This window comes from Xanthomonas hydrangeae (assembly GCF_032697525.1).
GTDB classification, from domain to species: Bacteria; Pseudomonadota; Gammaproteobacteria; order Xanthomonadales; family Xanthomonadaceae; genus Xanthomonas; species Xanthomonas hydrangeae.
This window is the reverse complement of the sequence record NZ_CP103836.1, coordinates 1,855,487-1,876,891: the sequence shown is the minus strand read 5'-3', so window position 1 is coordinate 1,876,891 and position 21,405 is coordinate 1,855,487. Positions and strand designations below refer to the sequence as shown.

At 61.7% G+C, this 21,405-nt stretch carries 15 protein-coding genes and 1 pseudogene; 15 read left to right on the top strand and 1 reads right to left on the bottom strand.

The genetic code is table 11. The features are described from left to right. Positions 1 to 222 precede the first annotated feature (222 nt). Both fabV and NYR97_RS07755 read left to right on the top strand, forming a co-directional pair. On the top strand, positions 223 to 1,431 hold the full coding sequence (gene fabV / locus NYR97_RS07760) for an enoyl-ACP reductase FabV (RefSeq protein WP_316697394.1): 1,209 nt from the start codon (positions 223 to 225) through the stop codon (positions 1,429 to 1,431). A 174-nt stretch (positions 1,432 to 1,605) separates the two neighbouring features. Beyond that, positions 1,606 to 1,893, top strand: a complete 288-nt coding sequence (locus NYR97_RS07755; RefSeq protein WP_316697393.1) for a hypothetical protein — start codon at positions 1,606 to 1,608, stop codon at positions 1,891 to 1,893. Positions 1,894 to 2,070: 177 nt separating this feature from the next. Here the strand turns inward: NYR97_RS07755 and NYR97_RS07750 are convergent, their stop codons facing one another. Beyond that, positions 2,071 to 3,093, bottom strand: a complete 1,023-nt coding sequence (locus NYR97_RS07750) for a PfkB family carbohydrate kinase (protein WP_316697391.1) — start codon at positions 3,091 to 3,093, stop codon at positions 2,071 to 2,073. 287 nt (positions 3,094 to 3,380) lie between these two features. Here NYR97_RS07750 and NYR97_RS07745 point away from each other — a divergent pair, with 287 nt between their 5' ends. From NYR97_RS07745 to NYR97_RS07685, 13 genes and pseudogenes are all read left to right on the top strand, one after another. Continuing rightward, complete coding sequence (locus tag NYR97_RS07745; protein WP_205393188.1) at positions 3,381 to 6,128, top strand: TonB-dependent receptor; 2,748 nt, start codon at positions 3,381 to 3,383, stop codon at positions 6,126 to 6,128. A gap of 232 nt (positions 6,129 to 6,360) precedes the next feature. After that, entirely contained in the window at positions 6,361 to 9,561 is a 3,201-nt protein-coding gene (locus tag NYR97_RS07740; protein ID WP_316697388.1) for a TonB-dependent receptor, read from the top strand. Between the two features lie 12 nt (positions 9,562 to 9,573). Next, the gene (locus NYR97_RS07735; RefSeq protein ID WP_316697387.1) at positions 9,574 to 10,551 is read left to right on the top strand and encodes a pectinesterase family protein; all 978 of its coding nucleotides are present in this window, start codon (positions 9,574 to 9,576) and stop codon (positions 10,549 to 10,551) included. Continuing rightward, entirely contained in the window at positions 10,551 to 11,579 is a 1,029-nt protein-coding gene (gene pelA, locus NYR97_RS07730; RefSeq protein WP_316697386.1) for a pectate lyase, read from the top strand. The genes NYR97_RS07735 and pelA overlap by 1 nt, the downstream gene beginning before the upstream one ends. Positions 11,580 to 11,803: 224 nt before the next feature. After that, positions 11,804 to 15,637 (top strand): LamG-like jellyroll fold domain-containing protein, encoded by a 3,834-nt coding sequence (locus tag NYR97_RS07725; RefSeq protein WP_316697385.1) that lies wholly within the window; start codon positions 11,804 to 11,806, stop codon positions 15,635 to 15,637. A 242-nt stretch (positions 15,638 to 15,879) separates the two neighbouring features. Then, a complete protein-coding gene (locus tag NYR97_RS07720; RefSeq protein ID WP_126943572.1) occupies positions 15,880 to 16,209 on the top strand; it encodes a hypothetical protein in 330 nt (109 codons plus the stop codon). Between the two features lie 458 nt (positions 16,210 to 16,667). Then, positions 16,668 to 17,375, top strand: a complete 708-nt coding sequence (locus NYR97_RS07715) for a TIGR02391 family protein (RefSeq protein WP_316697384.1) — start codon at positions 16,668 to 16,670, stop codon at positions 17,373 to 17,375. Between the two features lie 96 nt (positions 17,376 to 17,471). After that, a pseudogene (locus NYR97_RS07710) lies at positions 17,472 to 17,909 on the top strand (LamG-like jellyroll fold domain-containing protein); the annotation flags it as partial. Positions 17,910 to 18,097: 188 nt separating this feature from the next. Next, the gene (locus NYR97_RS07705; RefSeq protein WP_228959859.1) at positions 18,098 to 18,307 is read left to right on the top strand and encodes a hypothetical protein; all 210 of its coding nucleotides are present in this window, start codon (positions 18,098 to 18,100) and stop codon (positions 18,305 to 18,307) included. Between the two features lie 60 nt (positions 18,308 to 18,367). Further along, the gene (locus NYR97_RS07700) at positions 18,368 to 18,751 is read left to right on the top strand and encodes a hypothetical protein (protein ID WP_316697381.1); all 384 of its coding nucleotides are present in this window, start codon (positions 18,368 to 18,370) and stop codon (positions 18,749 to 18,751) included. A gap of 65 nt (positions 18,752 to 18,816) precedes the next feature. Then, on the top strand, positions 18,817 to 19,653 hold the full coding sequence (locus NYR97_RS07695) for a YbgA family protein (protein WP_316697380.1): 837 nt from the start codon (positions 18,817 to 18,819) through the stop codon (positions 19,651 to 19,653). Positions 19,654 to 19,772: 119 nt separating this feature from the next. Then, complete coding sequence (locus tag NYR97_RS07690; RefSeq protein ID WP_316697379.1) at positions 19,773 to 20,843, top strand: GTP pyrophosphokinase; 1,071 nt, start codon at positions 19,773 to 19,775, stop codon at positions 20,841 to 20,843. Positions 20,844 to 20,950: 107 nt separating this feature from the next. Further along, a complete protein-coding gene (locus tag NYR97_RS07685) occupies positions 20,951 to 21,364 on the top strand; it encodes a hypothetical protein (RefSeq protein ID WP_316697378.1) in 414 nt (137 codons plus the stop codon). The last annotated feature ends 41 nt before the right edge of the window (positions 21,365 to 21,405 follow it).

Here is a 21,405-nt window from a genome sequence, read left to right as displayed (position 1 = left end):
CGGCAGGCGCAAAAAATAGCACAGGCGGCCCGGCAGGAAATCGATGGTGATCGCTGTTCGTTCGCGGCTGTGCGCTGAAGATGCATGCGTTGCACCGCACCGTGTGGCGATACCGGCCTCTTCACGCGCATCCATACAGCAGCGTGTGTTGCGCATCAGGCTGTTTCGCGCGCAGCCCACCGATTAAGATGCCGCCAGCATCTTGCTGACGAGGAGTACACGTTGATCATCCATCCCAAAGTGCGCGGCTTCATCTGCACCACCACGCATCCGCTTGGCTGCGAGCGCAATGTGCTCGAGCAGATCGCCGCCACGCGCGCGCACGGCGTGCGTAGCGACGGCCCGAAGAAGGTGCTGGTGATCGGCGCGTCCAGCGGCTATGGCCTGGCTTCGCGCATCACCTCCGCCTTCGGGTTCGGCGCCGACACGCTGGGCGTGTTCTTCGAAAAACCCGGCAGTGCCACCAAGGCCGGCACCGCCGGCTGGTACAACTCCGCTGCGTTCGACAAGCATGCCAAGGCGGCGGGTCTGTACAGCAAGTCGATCAATGGCGATGCGTTTTCCGATGCCGCGCGTGCGCAGGTGATCGAGCTGATCAAGACCGAGATGGGCGGCCAGGTCGACCTGGTGGTGTATTCGCTGGCCTCGCCGGTGCGCAAGCTGCCGGGCAGCGGCGAAGTGAAGCGCTCGGCGCTCAAGCCGATCGGCCAGACCTATACCGCCACCGCCATCGACACCAACAAGGACGCCATCATCCAGGCCTCGATCGAGCCGGCGACAGAGCAGGAGATCGAAGACACCATCACCGTGATGGGCGGACAGGATTGGGAACTGTGGATCGACGCGCTGGAAGGCGCCGGCGTGCTCGCCGATGGCGCGCGCAGCGTGGCCTTCAGCTATATCGGCACCGAGATCACCTGGCCGATCTACTGGCACGGCGCGCTGGGCAAGGCCAAGGTGGATCTGGACCACACCGCGCAGCGCTTGAATGCGCGCCTGGGCAAGCACGGCGGCACTGCCAACGTGGCGGTGCTCAAGTCGGTGGTGACCCAGGCCAGCGCGGCGATTCCGGTGATGCCGCTGTACATCTCCATGGTCTACAAGATCATGAAGGAAAAGGGCCTGCACGAAGGCACCATCGACCAGCTGGACCGCCTGTTCCGCGAGCGCCTGTATCGCCAGGACGGCCAGCCTGCCGAGGTGGACGACGAAAATCGCCTGCGCCTGGACGACTGGGAACTGCGCGACGACGTGCAGGACGCCTGCAAGGCGCTATGGCCGCAGGTCACCACCGAGAACCTGTTCGCCCTCACCGACTACGCCGGCTACAAGCACGAGTTCCTCAAGCTGTTCGGCTTCGAGCGTGACGACGTGGATTACGACGCCGATGTGGATCCGGACGTGACCTTCGATTGCATCGAGTTGGGGTGATGCGCGGGAATCGGGAATCGGGATTGGGGAATCGGAAAAGCCGTGGGTTGCTGCATCGCTGATCTTCGGCGGAGCCAAATGCATTGCGGCAAGGGCAATCGGCACGCGATGCCGGTTGTCTTGCTGGACTGATGTTACGAATCCCTAATCCCCAATCCCGAATCCCAGCCCCCAATGGATAAACTGATCGCCTTTCTGGTGCTGGCCCTCTTGGTCAGCGTGACCTGTGCCGTGCTGCTGCGCTTCGTCAAACTGCACGGCGCGCTGAAAGCAATCGTCAATGTGGTGATCACCACCGCCGTCGTCTGCGCCGTGGTCATGCAGGACGGCTCGGCGCCAGACCTGCAGTTCGCACTGATGATCACGCTGTTCTTCAGCGTCCCGGCGTCGCTGTGCGTGCTGCTGCTGAGCGCAGCACTCAAATGGATCACCAACAAACGCCGCGTCCGTGTGCCGGCCTGAGCACGTGAGCGCAGCGAACAACACGCAACAAGTACCTGCCCGCCGCCCTGCGGCCGCAACAACGCGTAAGTTCTGAGCGCACCGCGCTCCGTTAGCAACAAGCCTGGACAGAGCGCCGAAAGCCAGCGCTCCTAAGCTCTTACGATTCCCCAATCCCGATTCCCGATTCCCGGCCCTTCACCGCCTCACATCAAACCGCGCATCCCCCACGCACGCCTGCACATCGGCCACCGAGAGCGGATTGAAATCGCCAGGAATCGAGTGCTTCAAACACCCCGCCGCCAGGCCGAAGCGCACCGTGTCCTCCAGCGACCAGCCTGCGATCAGGCCGTGCAGCACGCCGGCCGCGAAGGCGTCGCCGCCGCCGATGCGGTCGATGATCGGGGTCAGTTCTTCGCTGGGCGCACGTGCCACCTCGCCGCTGCGCGGCACCAGCATCGCGCCCAGGCTGTGGTGGTCCACGTTGTGCGCCACGCGCTGCGTGCAAGCCATCAGCTGCAGTTGCGGGAACGCAGCGAAGGCCTGCTGCGCGGCCGCTTCCACGCGCGCTTCCAGCGTGTCCTGCGGGAACTCGCCACCGAGCACCACACCGATGTCGCGGTAATCGGCAAACACCACATCCGCGCAGTCGAACAGCTGGTGCAGGATGCCGCGCGCATCGCCCTGCCAGCGCTGCCATAACTTGGGCCGGTAGTTACCGTCGAACGAGACCTTGACCCCGGCCGCACGTGCGGCGCGTGCGGCCGCCAGCGTGGCCTGCGCCACATCGGCGCCCAGCGCCGGGCTCACCCCGGACAAGTGCAGCCAGTGCGCGCCCTCAAGCAGGCGCGGCCAGTCGTAGGCATCGGCCGGCGCCAGTGCAAACGCCGAATCGGCGCGGTCGTAGACCACTTCGCTGGGGCGATGGATCGCACCGGTGGTCAAAAAGTACAGACCCATACGGCCGTCCACGCGCCGCACATGCCGCGTGTCCACGTCGTGCCGCCGTAGTTCGCCCAGCACTGCCGCACCCAGCGGGTTATCCGCCACCGTGCTGACCATGGCCACCTCGTGGCCGAAATGCGCCAGCGACACGCCAACGTTGGCCTCCGCCCCACCGCAATGCACATCCAGCCGAGGCTGCTGCAGCAGCAGCTCGTGACCAGGCGCCCCCAGGCGCAACAACAACTCTCCAAAGCACAGGATACGGGCACGACTCATGCTGCAATTACCTCGTCTGTGTGGTGCGTCACGGGGTGGGGAGACCGGGACGCGTCAGGATGACCATCGGTGTCATTCTGGCCGTCGTGTCAGACGGCCAAGCACAAGAATAATGCGACGTGTAGGGGCTGGTTGCACCCCTTTTGTGCAAATCAGGTGAGGTTTTCTGCTGCGCTGCAAGATGTTGAACGGCGATTCAGCTGGTAACGTCGTTTTGACCAGCGGTGTCATTACCGCCCACACCCCCGCTATTTCACGTTGTTCATGGACCCTTGGGAGGGGAGGACATGCAATTTCGGACCACCAACCGGAAGACACCGGTTACCTTGCTTGCACTGTCGATCGGCCTGGCGCTGAGCGGCCATGCGGCTGCACAGGACGCCGCCCAGGCACCCACCGAGCCAACGGTCGACCTCGACGCCGTCACCGTCACCGGCTATCGCGCCTCGGTGGAAAAGGCCCTGGACATCAAGCGCGGCGAAGCCGGCGTGGTCGATGCCATTGTCGCCGAGGACATCGGCAAGTTCCCCGACCTCAACCTGGCCGAATCGCTGCAGCGCATCCCCGGCGTGGTGATCACCCGCGACGCCGGCGAAGGCCGCAACATCTCCGTGCGCGGCCTGGGGCCGGACTTCACCCGCGTGCGCGTCAATGGCATGGAAGCGCTCACCACGGTGGGCGGCTCGGACCAGTCCGGCGGCTCCAACCGTGGCCGCGGCTTCGACTTCAACGTGTTCGCCTCGGACCTGTTCACCCAGTTGATCGTGCGCAAGACCGCGCAGGCAGATGTGGAAGAAGGCTCGCTGGGCGCCACCGTCGACCTGCGCACCGCGCGCCCGTTCGATTACGAAGGCCTCACCATCGCCGCCAGCGGCCAGGCCGCCTACAACGCGATGTCCGAGAAGGCCAACCCGCGCGTAGCCGGCCTGATCTCCAACACCTGGGCCGACAATACCTTCGGCGCGCTGGTGTCGGTGGCCTACACCGAGCGCGAGCTGCTGGAAGAAGGCAGCAACAGCGGTCGCTGGGCCAATGGCCCGAGCAACGGCAACTTTGCCGCCAGCCCGGCGTTCCCGCGGGCGCGCGATGCCAACGTGTTCCATCCGCGCTTCCCGCGCTACACCTTGATGGAGCACAAGCAGGAGCGCATCGGCGTCACCAGCTCGCTGCAGTGGGCGCCGAGCGATTCCACCGAGTTCTCGCTGGACGGTCTGTATTCCAAGATCGACGCCAAGCGCAGCGAAAACTATATTGAAGCGATCTCCTTTAGCCGTGGCGCCGCGCAGGGCGGCAAGCCGCAGACCATCGTCAACGACGGCTTCATCGACCCGGCTACCGGTGCGATGCTGTACGGCAACTTCGACAACGTCGACGTGCGCTCGGAAAACCGTTACGACGAATGGAATACCGTCTTCAAGCAGCTGTCGCTGACCGGCGAGCATCGCTTCAGCGACGTGTTCAAGATCAGCGGCATGGTCGGCACCTCGAGCTCCAAGCACGAGAACCCGATCCAGACCACGGTGATCATGGACAAGCTCAACGTCGATGGGTATTCCTACGACTATCGCGGCAACAGCCGCAAGCCGGTGTTCAATTACGGCATCAACCCCACCGACCCCAATGGCTGGACCCTGGCCGAACTGCGCCTGCGCCCGCAACAGGTGCAAAACGACTTCGACACCGGCAGCCTGGATTTCGACTGGAGCGTGAGCCCCGGGTTCCGTCTGAAGGGTGGCGTGCTGGCCAAGAACTACACCTTCTCCACCAAGGAATTCCGCCGCGCGTCCGAAGTGGCGGTGCCCACCTTCGCCGATGGCACCCGCATCGTGCCGGCCGACCTGACCGAGCAAACCGGATTGAGCGCCATCAAGGGCTCGCCCAACACCTGGGTGGTGCCGAATCTGGATGCGGTGGCCGATGCGCTGGGCATCTATAGCGGCACCGGCACCTTTGCGCTGGCCGAGCGTGCGGTGAACACCCGCAGCGTCACCGAGCAGGATCGCGGTGCGTATCTGCAGGGCGATTTCTCCTTCGATATCGGCGCGATCCCGTTCTCCGGCAATCTGGGCGTGCGCTATGTGCGCACCAAGCAGGAGTCCACCGGCTTTGCCACTGTCGGCTCCGCACTCGTGCAGACCACCGCCGAGCGCGAATACAACAACACGCTGCCCTCGCTGAACCTGGTGGCCGAAGTCAGCCCGGATTTTCTGGTGCGCTTCGGTGCGGCCAAGGTGATGTCGCGTCCGGGTCTGGGCAGCCTGACGCCGGGTGTCACGGTCAACGTCAGCGGCGGTGCGCGCACCGTGAGTGGCGGCAATCCGAATCTGGAACCGATTCTGGCCGACACCTACGACCTGGGCTTCGAGTGGTACTTCCAGGAAGGCGCACTGCTGGGCCTTGGGTTGTTCTACAAGGACATCGAAAGCTTCGTGCAGACCGCACGCGAAGTGCGTCCGTATTCCTCCAGCGGCCTGCCGGTGAGCCTGCTCGATGGTACCGGCGCCGGCGTCAACGACGACTTTGTCTTCAGCGTGCCGCTCAATACCCCCGGTGGCGATCTCAAGGGGCTGGAAGCCAACTACACCCAGCCCTTCAGCTGGTTGCCGGGCGCCTGGAGCAATCTGGGCATCCAGCTCAACTACACCTACGTCGATTCGCAGATCCAGTATCTGACCACCAGCGGCGCGGCATCGCTGGAAACCGATCTCACCGGTCTGTCGAAGAATGCGTACAACGCCACGCTGTTCTACGAAGGCGAAAAGTTCGCCGGGCGCGTGTCGGCCACGCATCGCGACGATTATCTGACCCAGGTGCCGGCAACCGAAACCGGCTTCGACGTGCACGGCATGAAGGCCACCACGATGATCGACGCCTCGCTGCGCTACAAGTTCGACGACAAGATCGAGCTGAGCCTGGAAGGCATCAATCTGACCAACGAAGTGGCCGACGAATGGGTCGGTGCGGCCGCGCAGTTGCCGCTGCAGTACAGCGAAACCGGCCGGCAGTTCCTGCTGGGCGTGCGCTACAAGTTCTAACCGCTGTCCGCCCGCTGCGCACGCGCGCAGCGGGCCTTTATTCCAACGCTTGATCGCCTTGCATGCGGTGCAGTGGTGCACGCATGCAACGCGGTGGGCGCGATGTTTGAAAGCCTCCAGCAACTCTGGCGTGCGCGGTTGCGCAGCAGGTGTGTTGGTCGCTCATTGCGACGCCATTGCCTTGGGGGGCTGAGCGCGTCATTGCAGCCTGTGCCATGGAGAGAGCCGCCTCATGCAAGCCCGTTCGTGTCGTCCTGCCCATGCGGCAGGCGCCTGCCTGTCCGCCGCGCGTCTGTCGGTGGCCATCGTCCTGGCCTTGCACGGTGCCGGCGCTGCCGCGCAAACCGTCGGCCCGCCCACCACGCCGACCGACGCGGTGGATCTGGACCGCGTGCAGGTCAAGGCCACCTACCGCGAAAGCCTGCAGCAATCGCTCGATGCCAAGCGCTACAGCGTGGAGCAGGTGGATGCCATCTATGCCGAAGACATCGGCAAGTTTCCCGATCTGAATCTTGCCGAATCGATGCAGCGCATCGCCGGCGTCTCCATCGACCGCGAAGGCGGCGAGGGCAAGCAGATCTCCGTGCGCGGCCTGGGCTCGGACTTCACCCGCGTGCGCATCAACGGGCTGGAAGCATTGGCCACTGCCGGCAGCGGCAGCGATGGCGTCAACCGCAGCCGCGGTTTCGACTTCAATACCTTCGCCTCGGAACTCTTCAGCCGCGTCACCATCAGCAAGACCCAGTCGGCGCAGATGGACGAAGGCTCATTGGGTGCCACGGTCGACCTGCGTGGCTCGCGCCCGTTCGACTTCGACGGTTTCGAAGCGGCCGCGTCCACGCAATACGGCTACAACGATCTCTCGCGCGAAAAGGACCCGCGTTTCTCCGGCCTGATCAGCAACATCTGGGCCGATGGCCGCGTCGGCGCGCTGATGTCGGTGTCCTACAGCGAGCGCCACCTGCGCGAGGAAGGCTACAACCCGGTGCGCTGGGAGCACGGCAACTACCGCAACTCCAACCAGAGCACCGCCACCAACAACGGCACCTACGGTTTCTGTTCGCCGGTGGGCTACAACCCGCAGACCCCGCGCAACCCGCTGGCCAACGAAACCCCTGCCGGCGTCGGTTCGCAGGCCAACCAGGACCGCAACAACGGCTGGGGCAGCTACGGCATCAGTGCCGCCAACTGCGGCACCGGCATCGCGCGCCCGGCCAACACGCCGGAGAACATCCAGGCCTACGAAACCGCCACCAACGCCTGGATTCCGCGCTACCCGCGCTACATCCGCACCGACCACGAGATCAAGCGCCTGGGCGTCACCGGCGCGCTGCAGTTCAAGGTCAGCGACGACACCCTGCTGAATTTCGACATGCTGTATTCCAAGCTGGACAAGGACCAGCGCGAAGACTCGGTCGGCGCCAACCTGCACCGCACCGCCAACTTCGGCGGCAAGACCCAGATCGCCGTGCGCGAAGCGCAGGTGGACGACCAGAACCGCCTCACTTATGGCGTGTTCGACAACGTCGATTTCCGCACCGAGTCCAGCAACATCGAAGAATCCACCGAGTTCAAGCAGTTCAGCCTGGACCTGCAGCACCGCTTCAACGACCAGGTGCGCGTCAACGCGCTGGTCGGCCACTCGACCTCGGACTACGAACGCCCCGAGTTTTCGATGGTGAGTTTCGACAACACCAATCTCGATGGCTTTGTGCTCGACCGCCGCAATGGTGGCGATTACCCGAGCATGAGTTTCCCGTTCGATGCGGGTAACCCGAATAACTGGCAATGGCTGGGCTACGGCGCAGTGCCGGTCAACAGCAACGGCACCGCACGCGGCACCAACATCAGCGAGGTGCGGCTCAACCCGCAGTCGGTGGGCAACACGTTCGACACCGCCAAGGTGGATCTGGAATTCAACATCAGCCCCACCTTCACCTTCCGCACCGGGCTGGCCTACAAGAACTACGACATGGACACGTCGGAGTCGCGCAACATCTCCTACGGGCGACTGGCGCAGGCATTGCCGGCCGGTGTGGGCGTGGATGAGCTGAGCACCAACCTGGATGGCTTCGGCCGCAGCTTGAACGGCAGCTTCCCCACCACCTGGGTGATTCCGGATTTCCAGAAAGTCGCCGACCTGCTCAACATCAATTGCAACTGCGACACCGGCGTGCCCGGTGGCGACTACAGGTTGGCCGATGTCGGCCACTTCGGCTCGTCCAACAACAATTTCGCCGTCAACGAAAAGAGCCTGGGCACTTATCTGCAGCTCGATTTCAACACCGACCTGTGGGGCCGCGCGCTACGCGGCAACCTGGGCGTGCGCTATGTGCAGACGCAGATCGCCGCCAGCGGCTATGCGCCGTGCACGGCCACCGCGGCCGGCGCCATCTCGCCCAACTGCGAATCGTTCTTCGGCGTGGCCAGCGCCACCGCCGCGGCCGGCGAGCGCCTGCTGGTGCCCACCACGGTCAACCACAATTACCGCGACATCCTGCCCTCGTTGAACCTGTCCTGGGATGTCAGCGAGGAGGTGGTGCTGCGCTTCGGTGCGGCCAAGACCATGGCGCGGCCCACGCTGGCGTATCTGTCGCCCAGCGTCAGCGGCGGGCCCACCCAGTATTTCGACGACGGGCGCTTCTTCTCGATCAACCTGGGCAACCCCAAGCTCGACCCGTTCCGCTCCACCAACTACGACCTCAGCGCCGAATGGTATTTCCGCGAAGGCTCGCTGTTGTCGGCGGCGGTGTTCTACAAGGACATCGACAGCTACGTGCAACGCACCCGCGTGCTCAGCACCTGGGAAGCGATGGGTTACTCGCTGGATCTGCTGCCCGCAGGCTTTACGCCGGACACCATCTTCAATGTGCAGAGCTACTTCAACACGCCCGGCGGCCCGCTCAAGGGCTTCGAGCTGACCTACCAGCAGGCCTTCGACTTTTTGCCCGGTTTCTGGCGCAACTTCGGCATCCAGCTCAACTACACCCAGGTCGATTCCAAGATCAATTACCTGTTCAGCACCGCAGGCAGCAGCAACACCAGCATCACCACCACCGCCACCGAGCGCGATCTGCTCAATCTCTCGCCGCAGTCCTACAACGCCACCGTCTATTACGACGACGGCCGCTTCAGTGCGCGCGTGTCCACCAGTTACCGCGATGGCTACATCAACAACATCCTCGCCCAGGAAGACGTCTACGACCTGGACGGCAGGCGCCTGGTCACGGCCGACGTGACCGGCAAATACAGCGTGGAAAACGTCGATTTCAACATGTCCTACAAGCTCAACGACCAGCTGTCGCTGACGTTTGAGGCCATCAACCTGCTCGACACCCCCGACCGCCGCTACGTCGATTCCACGCTGGAACTGCCCGACAAGTACACCGTCACCGGGCGCCAGTACTACATCGGCGCGCGCTACAAGTTCTGACAGGAGCAACGCATGCAACCGCATCGCAGGATCGTGTTACGTACTCTCGCTGCCACCGCCTTGCTGGCCGGGCTGTCGCTCGGCAGCACCGCCGCCATCGCCGCCGACCCGGTCTACACAGTGGCCAAGCAGGGCAGTGCCGGCTACCGCACCGTGCAGGCCGCCATCGACGCCGCCGTGCAGGGCGGCAAGCGCGCGCAGATCAACATCGGCGCCGGCACCTATCAGGAACTGATCGTGGTGCCGTCCAACGCACCGGCGCTCAGGCTCACCGGCGCCGGCCCCACCCAGACCATCATCACCTACGACAACTACGCCTCGCGCATCAATCCGGCCACCGGCACCGAATACGGCACCTCCGGCTCGTCCAGCGTCATCATCGCCGGCAACGACTTCACTGCGGAAAAACTCGCCTTCGGCAATCACGCAGGCCCGGTGGGGCAGGCGGTGGCGGTGCGCGTGGATGGCGACCGCGCCGCGTTCCGCAACGTGCGCTTTCTCGGCTATCAAGACACGCTGTATCTGCGCAATCCCAAGCTGTCCTACTTTCTGGATTGCTATGTGGAAGGCACCGTCGATTTCATCTTCGGCGGTGGCACCGCACTGTTCGAAAACGCCCAGCTGCACTCATTGGGCGATGGTTATCTCACTGCCGCCTCCACCCCGCAGGAGAGCGCACACGGTTTCGTGTTCCGCAATGCACGTGTCACCGCTGCCAGCGGCGTGTCGCGCGTATTCCTGGGCCGGCCGTGGCGCCCGTACGCCAGCGTGAGCTTCATCAGCAGCCAGCTCGGCGCGCACGTGCCGGCGGAAGGCTGGAACAACTGGGGCAACACCGCCAACGAGGCCACCGCCCGCTACAGCGAATACCAGAGTAGCGGCGCCGGCGCCAACCCGTCGCGCCGCGTGAAGTGGTCGCGTCAGCTCAGCGCCGCGCAAGCCGCCGCGCTCGATCGCAACACCATCCTCGGCACCTGGAGGCCGTTCTGATGATCAAGTTCTCTACCTTGGCGTTTACCGGCGCCTTGCTGCTGGCCCCGCTCTCGGCCATGGCCGACAAGATCGCCGACAACATGCTGCTGCTGCAGACCGCCTCCGGCGGCTGGTCCAAGCAGTACAAGGGCGTCGCCGTCGACTACACCCGCACCTTCACCGCTGCGGAAATCGCCGAGCTGCAGCAACCCGGGCGCAAGGACGACGCCACCATCGACAACAAGGCCACCACGTACGAAATCACGTACCTGTCCACCGCCTTCAAGAACGAGAAGAACGCCAAGTACATCGCCGCCGCCCGCCGCGGCGTGGACTCCCTGCTCAAGGCGCAGTACGCCAACGGCGGCTGGCCGCAGTTCTACCCGGACCTGTCGTCCTACCACCACCAGATCACCTACAACGACAACGCCATGGTGCGCGTGCTCAACCTGCTGCAGGACATCGGCGAGGGCAAGGGCGATGCCGGCGCGCAGCTGCGTGGCAGCCACGGTGCCAAGTCCACCCAGGCGGTGGCCAAGGGCCTGGAATGCGTGCTCGCCACCCAGGTCAAGATCGGCGGCACCCTCACCATCTGGGGCGCGCAATACGACGAGGTCACGCTCAAGCCGGCCAAGGCGCGCGCCTATGAGCTCGCGTCGCTGGCCTCCAGCGAGTCGGTCAGTATCGTGCGCTTTCTGATGCGCCAGCCCAACCCCTCGGCCAAGGTCAAGACCGCCGTGCAGGCGGCCGCTGTCTGGTTCGACACCCACCGCATGCGCGACCTGGCCACCAAGAAGATCGACGACCCCACCCAGGAAACCGGCAAGGACGTGATCCTCATCGCGCAGCCGGGCGCCTCGCTATGGGCACGCTTTTACGACCTGCAGAATCAACGCCCCTTGTATGCCAACCGCGACGGCAAGGCCCTGACCGACTACATGCAGGTGCCCAACGAGCGCCGCGTTGGGTATGCCTGGCACGGCACCTGGCCGGACAAATTGTTGAAGGACGACATTCCCAAGTGGAAGGCCGCAAACGGGCTGTAGTGGACGCAGCCATCGCACCACCGCACGCGGCGCATGCTGGCGCGCGCAGCACGCAGGCACGGCATGTACGCTCGTACGTGCCGGCTCGCGTGCTCGTCGCTCATCAGCATGCGTCGCGTGTCGCGTTGCGGTGGCACGTTGCAGTGTCTGTCGGCCATGCGGGGCGGCAGTGGTTTTGAAGCAGTGGTTTTGAACCAGACGAGGTGCGTGTGCTGAAGGTTTGGATGGGTTTGTTGTGTCTGATCGCGCTGCCGGCAAGTGCGGCCACCCCCACGGCCCCGGAGTTGCTGTTCCGGGTTTCGGCCGAACGCGACCTGCAGGCCGATGTCGCCCGCGGCGACGGCGTGCCCAACTTCCGCGACAAGATCGCCCTGGTACCCACCGGCAAGCGCGGCAACGCCATCGAATGGGCCGACGACGGCGTGCTGTCGTGGAATGCACCCGGCAACCTCTACACCCAGCGCGGCACGCTCGGCTTCTTCTGGCGCGCGCGTTATGCGGTGGGCGAAGCGCCGTTCGTGATCTTCCGCGTCGGCTACGCCGACCACACCAGCTGGGACATGGCCTGGCTGCGCATCGATTGGAACGGCCACGGCTTCGACGCCTTCGTCACCGATGCCAACCTCGCACGCACCCGCGTCTCCTTCAAGCTCGACAAGGCCCCGGCCGCCAGCGACTGGACCCACATTGCGTTTGCCTGGGACGAAACCCGTGGTGTGCGCCTGTATGTCGATGGCAAGGAAGCCGCCCGCGTGGACTGCGGTGCGCCCTGCGCCAATGGCGGCGCGCTCGACTTCGACGCCGCGCTGGACCAGTTCGGTCTGGCCGGCCGCGTGATGTCGCCGCACCAGGTGCAGAGCCGCTACAACTTTTTGCGCGGCAGCGACTTCGACGAGATCCGCATCTACGACCGCATGCTCGACGCCAGCGGCGCCGCCGCACTCGCCCGCCTGCAGGAGCCCAGCACTGCGGAAGCACCCACCGGCGACGCGCAACACGCCGCCTTCCTGCACCGCTACGGCTGGGACAACGGCCACGCACCGCCCGCACTCACCGCACCGGTCACCCGCATCCGCAAGGTGGAATTCACTGACGCGCGTGACCTCAAGCAATGGATGTGGAAGGCCACCGACGGCATCGCCGAAACCACCTGGCCGGGCGTCTACAACCGCTCGCGCCTGCCCGGCCGCAACGACTACTTCCAACTGCCGGACTGGAACACCTACGTCGAAGGCGGCAAGGCGCTGGACCTCACCCTGCCGGACGAGCCGGTCAACCGCATCGAGCTGCGTGGCGCCGCCTTTGGGCAGGCCAGCTACACCGCGCCCGCTGCCGCCGGTGCCACCACCGCACGGGCGCAACCGCTGTTCGCACGCGCACAAGGCGTGGTGCGCAGCGTGGACCAGTTCCCCGAGCGCCGCGGCGGCACGCTGCGCTTTGCCAACACCGCGCAGGAAACCCCCATCCAGGAAATCTGGGCCTACAACGTACAACCGGGCGAGGTGCCCAAAGGCAGCGCGCAACTCAGCTACACCGTGCGCAGCGACATCCAGCCCGACTACGACAACCTCGCCCCCTTGCGCGATGTCATTGCCGGCCGCTACCCGCCGGGCGAGCGCCAGACCGTGGTCGCCCTGCCCACCAAGGCACCGGCGCGCAAGCGCCCCAGCGACAAGGCCGCAGCAAGCGCGCAGCAGCCCATCGTGCACATCCTGGTGCCATCCAGCCTGGGCAACCCGCCGCCGGACCAGGCGCTGATGCGCAGCTGGTCCTACGGCTGGGAGAACATGCACGACGGCCTGGACGGCATCGCCATCACCCTGCCGGCGCTCAATCTGCCGGCCACCCACAACGGCAGCATCCCGCTCAACATCCGCATCAAGGACCCCATCTGGCCCGCACGCGACATGATCGATGTCTCGGTAGCGGTTACCCCTGGCCAGGCCCGCACGCTGTGGCTGGACCTGCGCGACAGAATCCTCAGCAACGACAGCCTGATGCTCAGCATCGCCGCCGCCGCGCCCGGCTTCGACGCCAACGCGCTCGACGGCACCCAGCTGCAACTGGTGTTCAAGCCGCGCGCCCAGGCCATCAAAGAGCACGTTGCCGACCGCTTCAACCAGGTCAAGGACAACTGGGGCTTTCTGGTCGAAGAACACACCACCTCCAAGCGCCAGCTGCTCTACAAGCGGCTGGATGCGGACATCACCGACCTGCTGCGCGTGGACCCGGACCACGCCCTCGGCCGCCAGTACTGGAACGACATCAGCTACGCCAACCAGGGCGCGTTGCCTGTCGAGATGCCCACCGTGCCCAAGGGCGTGCCAGCCTGGGCGTTCTGGCAGCTGCAAGACCTCAGCGCCACCCGCCGCTACATCCGCTGGTGGATCGAGCAGCGCCAGGTGGCCTATGGCGATTTCGGCGGCGGCATCTCCGACGATTCGGACCTGGTGCAGCAATGGCCCGGCGTCGCCCTGATGGGCGTGGACCCGGACATGCTCAACGCCTCCATGCTGGCACTGTCCGATGCCAACTACCGCAACGGCATGTTTACCAACGGCCTGTCCACCATCGAAACCGACGAGCTGCATGCGTATGAGGAGGGCATCAACCTCAACAGCGCCCTGCTGTACCTCAACTGGGGCGACCCGCGCACCGTCGAGCGCCTGATGGAAACGGTGAAGGCCTTCGACAATGTCATCCAGGTCAACCCGCAAGGCCACCTGCTGTTTGCCAGCAACTGGTTCGGTGGCCGCAAGGTCTACCGCGAGCCCAACTGGCAATGGCAAAAACCGTATTCCTTCCCCATCGTGCACCCGGCCATCCTGCTGGGCGGCTATAACGCCGACCCCAACAGCCGCCGCATCGTCACCGGCCTGGCAGACGGCTATCTCGCCCACGCCTACACCAACGCCAAGGGCAACTGGGCGCTGCCCAACGAGATCAACTGGCAAACCGGCAAAACCCGCGGCGGCGAACTGTTCGAAGGCAGCGGCGGCGCCGACACCTTGCACACCTTCTGGGCCGCCTACCGCTTCACCGGCGAGCAGCGCTATCTCAAGCCCATCGACTACCGCGTGGCCAACAGCGGCCCCAACGGCCTGTCCCTGCTCAACGAAAACTTCCTGGATGTCATGGGTAAGCGCAGCGACTGGAGCGGCAAGCTCATCGACGCCGCCAACAAGGACGACGGTAGCGCCCCGGACTTCCCGCACCATGTGGCCTGGGAGCAGACCGGCAACCTCGATTATCTCGCCGCCATTTACCGCAGCGAGGCGCGGGAGAAACTGCAGAACTTCTACATGAACACCGAAGGTCACTGGTGGAGCGACCGCGTGGAATCCCCCACGGTCAACCTGCAACGCGCACGCTTAGGGGGAGTGGCCCTCAAGCGCAACCAGACCTACCCCGGCCATACCGTCAGCTGGCGCTTCGCCGACCCAGAGGCCGCCACCCAAGTGGCCATCGCCATCCCCGCACCCCAGCAAGACCGCTTCACCGTCATCGCCTACAACACCTCCAACAAAGCGCAGCGCGCCAGCATGACCGGCTGGAACGTCGCCCCAGGCCAATGGCGCATCACCCAAGGCGTGAGCAAAGGCAATGACGGCAAGCTCGACAGCAATGCCAAGACGCAAGAGCACGCTTTCGAAAAAAGCGCGGCCATCGACATCGACTTCCCCGCAGGCCGCACCACCGTCCTGCAGCTCGAACGCATCGCAGCCACCACCCCGGTCGAACTACGCCCGGACCTGGGCATCGGCCACGGCGATGTGCGGGTGACTGCAGACGCCATCGAAGTGACCGTGCACAGCCTCGGCCATGCCGATGCACCGGCAGGATTTGTGGTGTTGGAGGATGCGCGGGGGAAGGAGCTGGCGCGGGCGGGGTTCGCGGCGTTGGAGGCACCGCGGGATTTGGTGCCGAAGACAGCAGTTGTGCGGTTGGCGGTGCCGGCGGGTAGCAGTGGTAAGGGCGGGCGCTTGCGGCTGGTGACGGAAGGTGAGGTTGCTGAGGTGACTCAACGCAACAACATGCTGGCGGTACCGTGGAAGTAGGCAACGAGCTCGAGTGTCGGGTTTCTTAGATCCCGGCATTCGGCCACAAGGAACTTCGCGTAAAAGAATCAGCCCCCAAAGACGCGGCCTAACACCAGGCGTCAAAGGTAGGGACGCAGCTGAAAAGAGATGACTTCAATTGTTTATGTTGATTGACCGCGGTCAGGGAGTCGGCGAGGATCCTGTTATGCCGCGCTTAGGCGGTCCAATGGTAGTTAGGCCTCAGTGTAAGGAGATTGTTCGTGACGAAGGAAGAAGCATATTCAATCATCCGGAGAGTGGCAGAAGCATTTGCAAGTGGCGACTGCTCCAATCTTCCAACAATGGGAGAGATTGAACAGGCTGGTGCAATTATCGCCGCGATTGCTCAACAGAAGAAGCCGGAGATGGAACGGGACGGTGCCGGGCTTAAGACGCTAAGCGAAAAATTAGTCGCGTACTTGAAATCGTTGGCGAATGCTGCTGTCCAGACAGAAAAGCTCGCCGAAGATGCTGCGATCTCGCGAGAAGCGATTCTCTGTGAAATTCCCGACCTTGATGAGAAGCTCCCAAAAGCCCGGCGGAAGATGTGAGGCCTAACAATTCGTTCAAGCCGAGACCGCTTCGCGGCTCGGCTTAAATGGTGACGTGTACCATCAAGCTGTGCCGCGCAGCGGTCCGGCTTAACTCAGGTGTTAGACCGTGGTGGAGCAAGTCAGTTTGTCAGTCCTGCGTCGGTCGGTTCGCTGGCATGCAGGGAGTCGGCTCCGGACAGCAGTCATCACCGTTTTGGGTCGCTGTGAGTTCAACGCTTCGCCCGTGCCCGTGCCCGTAGCTGCCGTGCCGCGCTCATTGCGTCTAGCTTCGGTGGCACCACGCGATTCGGCATTGCTGGGCAAGCTCCATCCCGCAAGCTGTGGCACACTCGATCCAGGCGGCAGTGCTGGGGAGCATGGTTGCACCATCCAACCTGTGCGCCACTCACTGCCTAACAACTCATTCAAGCCGAAGTTGCTTCGCAACTCGGCTTAATTCAAGCGTTAGATGGCACATGACGATTGATCGCATCATCTCGGACGTAGAAGCCCTGCTTGCTCTCGAGCCAGAGGAGTTGGGTGGCATCGTGCTTCGGTACCTGACGACGGCTGAAAAGAGCGAGTTGAACATCCACAACTTCACTCTCAATCACAGTATCGCTAGCTATCCGCCTGCAAAGCACGAGACAGCGCGGCGCGCCCTGATGGAAGCGTGGATTTGGCTAGAGAGGGAAGGCTTCTTGGCACCTCAACCGGATAACGTAGCTACTTGGCGTTACATCACGAGGCGTGGCCTGCGGGCTGCGGAAGCAGAGAATTTTGCGGCGTATCAGGCCTCCAATCTGCTGCCAAAATCTCAGCTTCATCCTGTCATTGCGCAGAAGGTCTGGGCCACGTTTCTTCGCGGAGACTATGACACCGCCGTCTTCCAAAGCTTCAAAGAGCTTGAGGTTCATGTCCGCAACGCGGCCGGTCTGGAAGCAACAGACATCGGCATGGAGTTGATGAGAAAAGCATTTCGGCCGGAATTAGGGCCATTAACGGACACCTCATTGCCTAAGGGCGAACAAGAGTCGCTAATGCACCTAATGGCAGGCGCAATTGGCTCGTACAAAAATCCATCTAGCCATCGATCGGTCACTATCGAGGCAGAGGAGGCGGCTGAGATGATCGGGCTGGCAAGTCACCTCTTACGTATCGTTGATAAGCGGAGTGCCATCTAACAACTCATTCAAGCCGAAGCCGCCTCGCAGCTCCGAATAACGGGGGTCAGGTTCACTTAAGAAGGCAACCTGACCCCGTTCCGTTCCGTTCCGTTAGAAAAAAGCGCGGCCATCGACGTCGACTTCCCTGCAGGCCGCACCACTGTCCTGCAATTCGAACGGATTGCAGATGCCACACCGGTCGAACTACGCCCGGACCTGGGCATCGGCCATGGCGATGTGCAGGTGAACGCAGACGCCATCGAAGTCACCGTGCACAGCCTTGGCCATGCCGACGCACCGGCCGGATTTGTGGCGTTGGAGGATGCGCGTGGGAAGGAGCTGGCGAGGGTGGGGTTTCCGGCGCTTGCCGCGCCACGCAATCTGCAGCCAATCACCACGCAGGTATGCCTGCCACTAACCAACCCGGCAAATCAAAAAACCGCGCAATTGCGTGTGCTTGCCGAAGGCAGCGCCCAAGAGATTACCGACCTCAACAATAAACTCGCTCTACCCACCCTGGCCAAGCCGGCAACCGCAAAAAACAGCCAATAACCCAACATACCAAGCCCTTCTCCCGCACGCGGGAGAAGGTGCCCGAAAGGCGGATGAGGGCAAAGCCGATAAAGCCAAAGATCAATCGCGCAAGCGCATTGACGCAACCCAAAAACTCGGCGAGGATCAAGGCACGCAGTACTTAACGCAGCCGCAAAGCCACACATTTCTTCAGGGGGGAAGAAACAATGTTGAGCAAGGCATGGAGCATCGTGGCAATGACTGTGGCTGCACTCGGTTTGTTTACCCCAACAGCGCAAGCGCGCGTCAGGGCCGCCGGCACGCACCACACCACCAGTCACGGCGGTCACTACAGCGCAGGCCACGGCGCCTCGCACAAAGGTGGCAGCTATCGCAGCACAAGTACCAATAACCACTATCGGCGTCACAAGTCCTAGCAGGCCTCAAGCCAACGCCACTCGGAGGTGCAGCGTAATGCAAGAACTAGGACGCGAAGAATGCGCTATCAAAAACTCCTGAAGCTGCTGGCCGGCCTTGCCGGTGTCATGCTCGCGGCGACAGGCGCTTTGCTGGTGGCGCTGGTTACAGCAGGCCAGGTACGTGAGGGACAGACGGGCACATTGATCAGCGGCATCGGATTTCTGGTGACGGCCGCTCCTGCGCTGGCAATGCCGTTCTCTATACGCATAGCCAAGCGATTGCTGGTGCTGACATTGTCTTGTCTTGCTGTACTGGCGATCTGGCTTTCCTTCTGGCCGAAAAAGGGTGTGATTCCGACGCTTCAGCTGCGAGTCGCCGTCCTTGCATTCCCGGCACTCCTTGTATTTCGCATGCTTCTGACTCGCCATCGCAGGATGACGAGCCTTGGTGTTGATGATTAATCAAAATCGAAGTGCACTATCAGACGTCGTTAAATAGGCGGTAGAGTAAGAAGGAAATTGTAGCGATGGATCCGTACAAGTTCGAAATGAAGGGTAACGCGTTTGATGGTGGTGATCGTTTGGATAAAGTTGCCACAGGGTTGAACGCGCTGCAGCACGTGTTTGATGGCCAATTTCGTGTTCTCACGGATAAGAAGCGCCTATCTGAGCAAGATCGTCGACTTTTCCAAGTGCGAATCCAACGATATGAAGATGGGTCATTTATTGCAACTCTAGGCGCCATTTACACTGGGGTTCAGGCTGTACTGCCATTCGTTTACGGTGCGCAGAACATTTGGGAGGCTACCAAAAGTGCTTTCGACTTCCTGGGCGCGCTCTACACAGCGGCACACGAAGGTAGAGAAATAGAAATTTCTCAAGATGGAGACGGCAATACAGCTGTTATTTCAGGAGATACCCATCAAGTATTCAATGGTCCGGTTTACCATATCGGAACACAGATCATTGGTGCAATCCGCAGTTTCGATGATTTGCTCGAAGGAGACGAGGTGCGCGAGGTGGCGTTGAAAGGCCCCGAGGATACACCCGTGATTAGGTTGACTTCCGACAAGAAAGGATTGTTTTGGCCGCCCGTGCGCATCGATGAAACACCGGTAAAAATCAGTTGCGACATATATGACTTCAATAAGTACGAAAATATCGGAAAGGCGAGGGTGTCCATGAATCAGCCGATTCCGCCAGGAAATTACAAGTTTAAGAATATCGGAGATCAGTCAGTGGAAGAATTCATTATTTCGATGACTGAATCGCAAGTATCGCTCACGTGTTTAATCAAGTATCAGCACGATCCATTAGCTGAGAGCAAGATAGCAGAGATATTGGTGATGGATATCGCTGCCTGAAAATAGAAAGGCATCCATAAATTTCACTTTAATAAGTCAATCTGACCTTCCATTCCCCCAAGTCTATGTAGCTCGCGTCACTCTAAAATCGGATCTTAGGCTCGCCTGGAGATATTGCGGTGCCAAACTTAGAAGAACATGGCCGCCTGGCAGCGGCCGTGTACAGGAACATCCACGGTTTGTACGCAGATCTCTCGGATGTTATCCGTACTATTTTGCGGCAGTCTTTCCATGCCAATGACCTCAAGGTACACTCCATCGAGGCACGCGCCAAGTCTGTTGAAAGCTTCGAAAAAAAAGCATCAAAGGAAGCGGGTGATGGGTCTGAGGACCCGCGTTACTTACGGCCACTTGAGCAAATAACTGACTTGGCAGGAATTCGCGTAATTGCCTTCTTGCCGCGAGATGTCGAGCGCGCATGTGCCATCGTAGCGAACGAATTCCATATCATTGAAAAGACAGATAAGTCTGAGGCTCTAATCGACGAGGGAAAATTTGGTTATCAAAGTGTCCACTTCTTGGGTCACCTTTCGAATAGCCGGAGTCGGCTTGCTGAGTACTCGCGCTTTTCTAGCTGTTTCTTTGAAATCCAAGTCCGAACCATTCTGCAGCACGCTTGGGCAGAGATGGAGCATGACATTCAATACAAGAGTGGTTATGCAATTCCTAACGGGATCAAGAAGCGCTTCATTGCACTTGCAGGCATGCTCGAAATTGCGGACAGAGAATTCCAGCGCCTTCAAGACGATGATACAGCACTTCGCGAGGCAGCTCGTACCTCAGTCCAGTCCGGAGACTACTTGGCGGTCGAGATCACAGGCGACTCTTTAAAAGCGTACCTCGACAAAAAGTTAGGCTCTGATGGCCGTATCACCAGCTTCTCTTATGAGATGGTGGCAGGACATTTGAAGCGCCTGGGGTTCACAACAATTCAGCAGGTGGACGACTGTATTTCTCCAGCAGACGGCGATCAGATCTCGCAGGTGTTGTGGGGTTCGCGTCAGGGCCAAATCACCCGGTTTGAGGAGATGGTTTTATCGCAAATGGGGAGCATCTACGTCGCCCGTCATCCTTGGGCTGCCGATGAGTACTGGTCTGTGCGACTTCCGCAGAAGCTAGAAACATTACGGGAACGCGGCGTAGCGATCGGCTCGTACGATCCGGCGGTGGCTACTGAGCCAAACCGTTGAAACTGAGCAAGAACGGGGCCAGGTTCACTTAAGGATTCAATATGAAGACCTTTCTTTTATGCCGCGCTTAGGTGGTCCAAAGTAGTTATACGAATCGGAATATATATATGAGTAACATTCAAGAGTTTGACCATGCATGCGCGCTAATTTTTGACCGTCTGTATGAGTCTTTTCCGATGCGCATTGACATCGAGGCATCAGAACTGGGGTTCTTCGATCGGAATGATCTGTCCAACAAACCTAGGGAGATCCTGTCCGCAACATTTTGCTTCCTCGCTGACGAGGGCTACATCGACTTTGCTCGTGCTAGCGACGATAAGGCTATAAAGACCGATATCAGGCTCACCTCTAAAGGTCTTAGCAGGCTCCAGCGGGTTCCGGCTGGCGTTCAGGACGCTAGCAAACCACTTATTGAACAACTCAAGGACGCCTTCGATTCTATTGGCAGTAGTACATCTTCTGCTGCAGTGGCGGGAGCGACCAAAAAAATACTTTCCCTGATATTTGGCGGCGGCGCATAAAATCTCGTTCAAGGCGGGCCGCCCACCGCCGCTTAAATCTA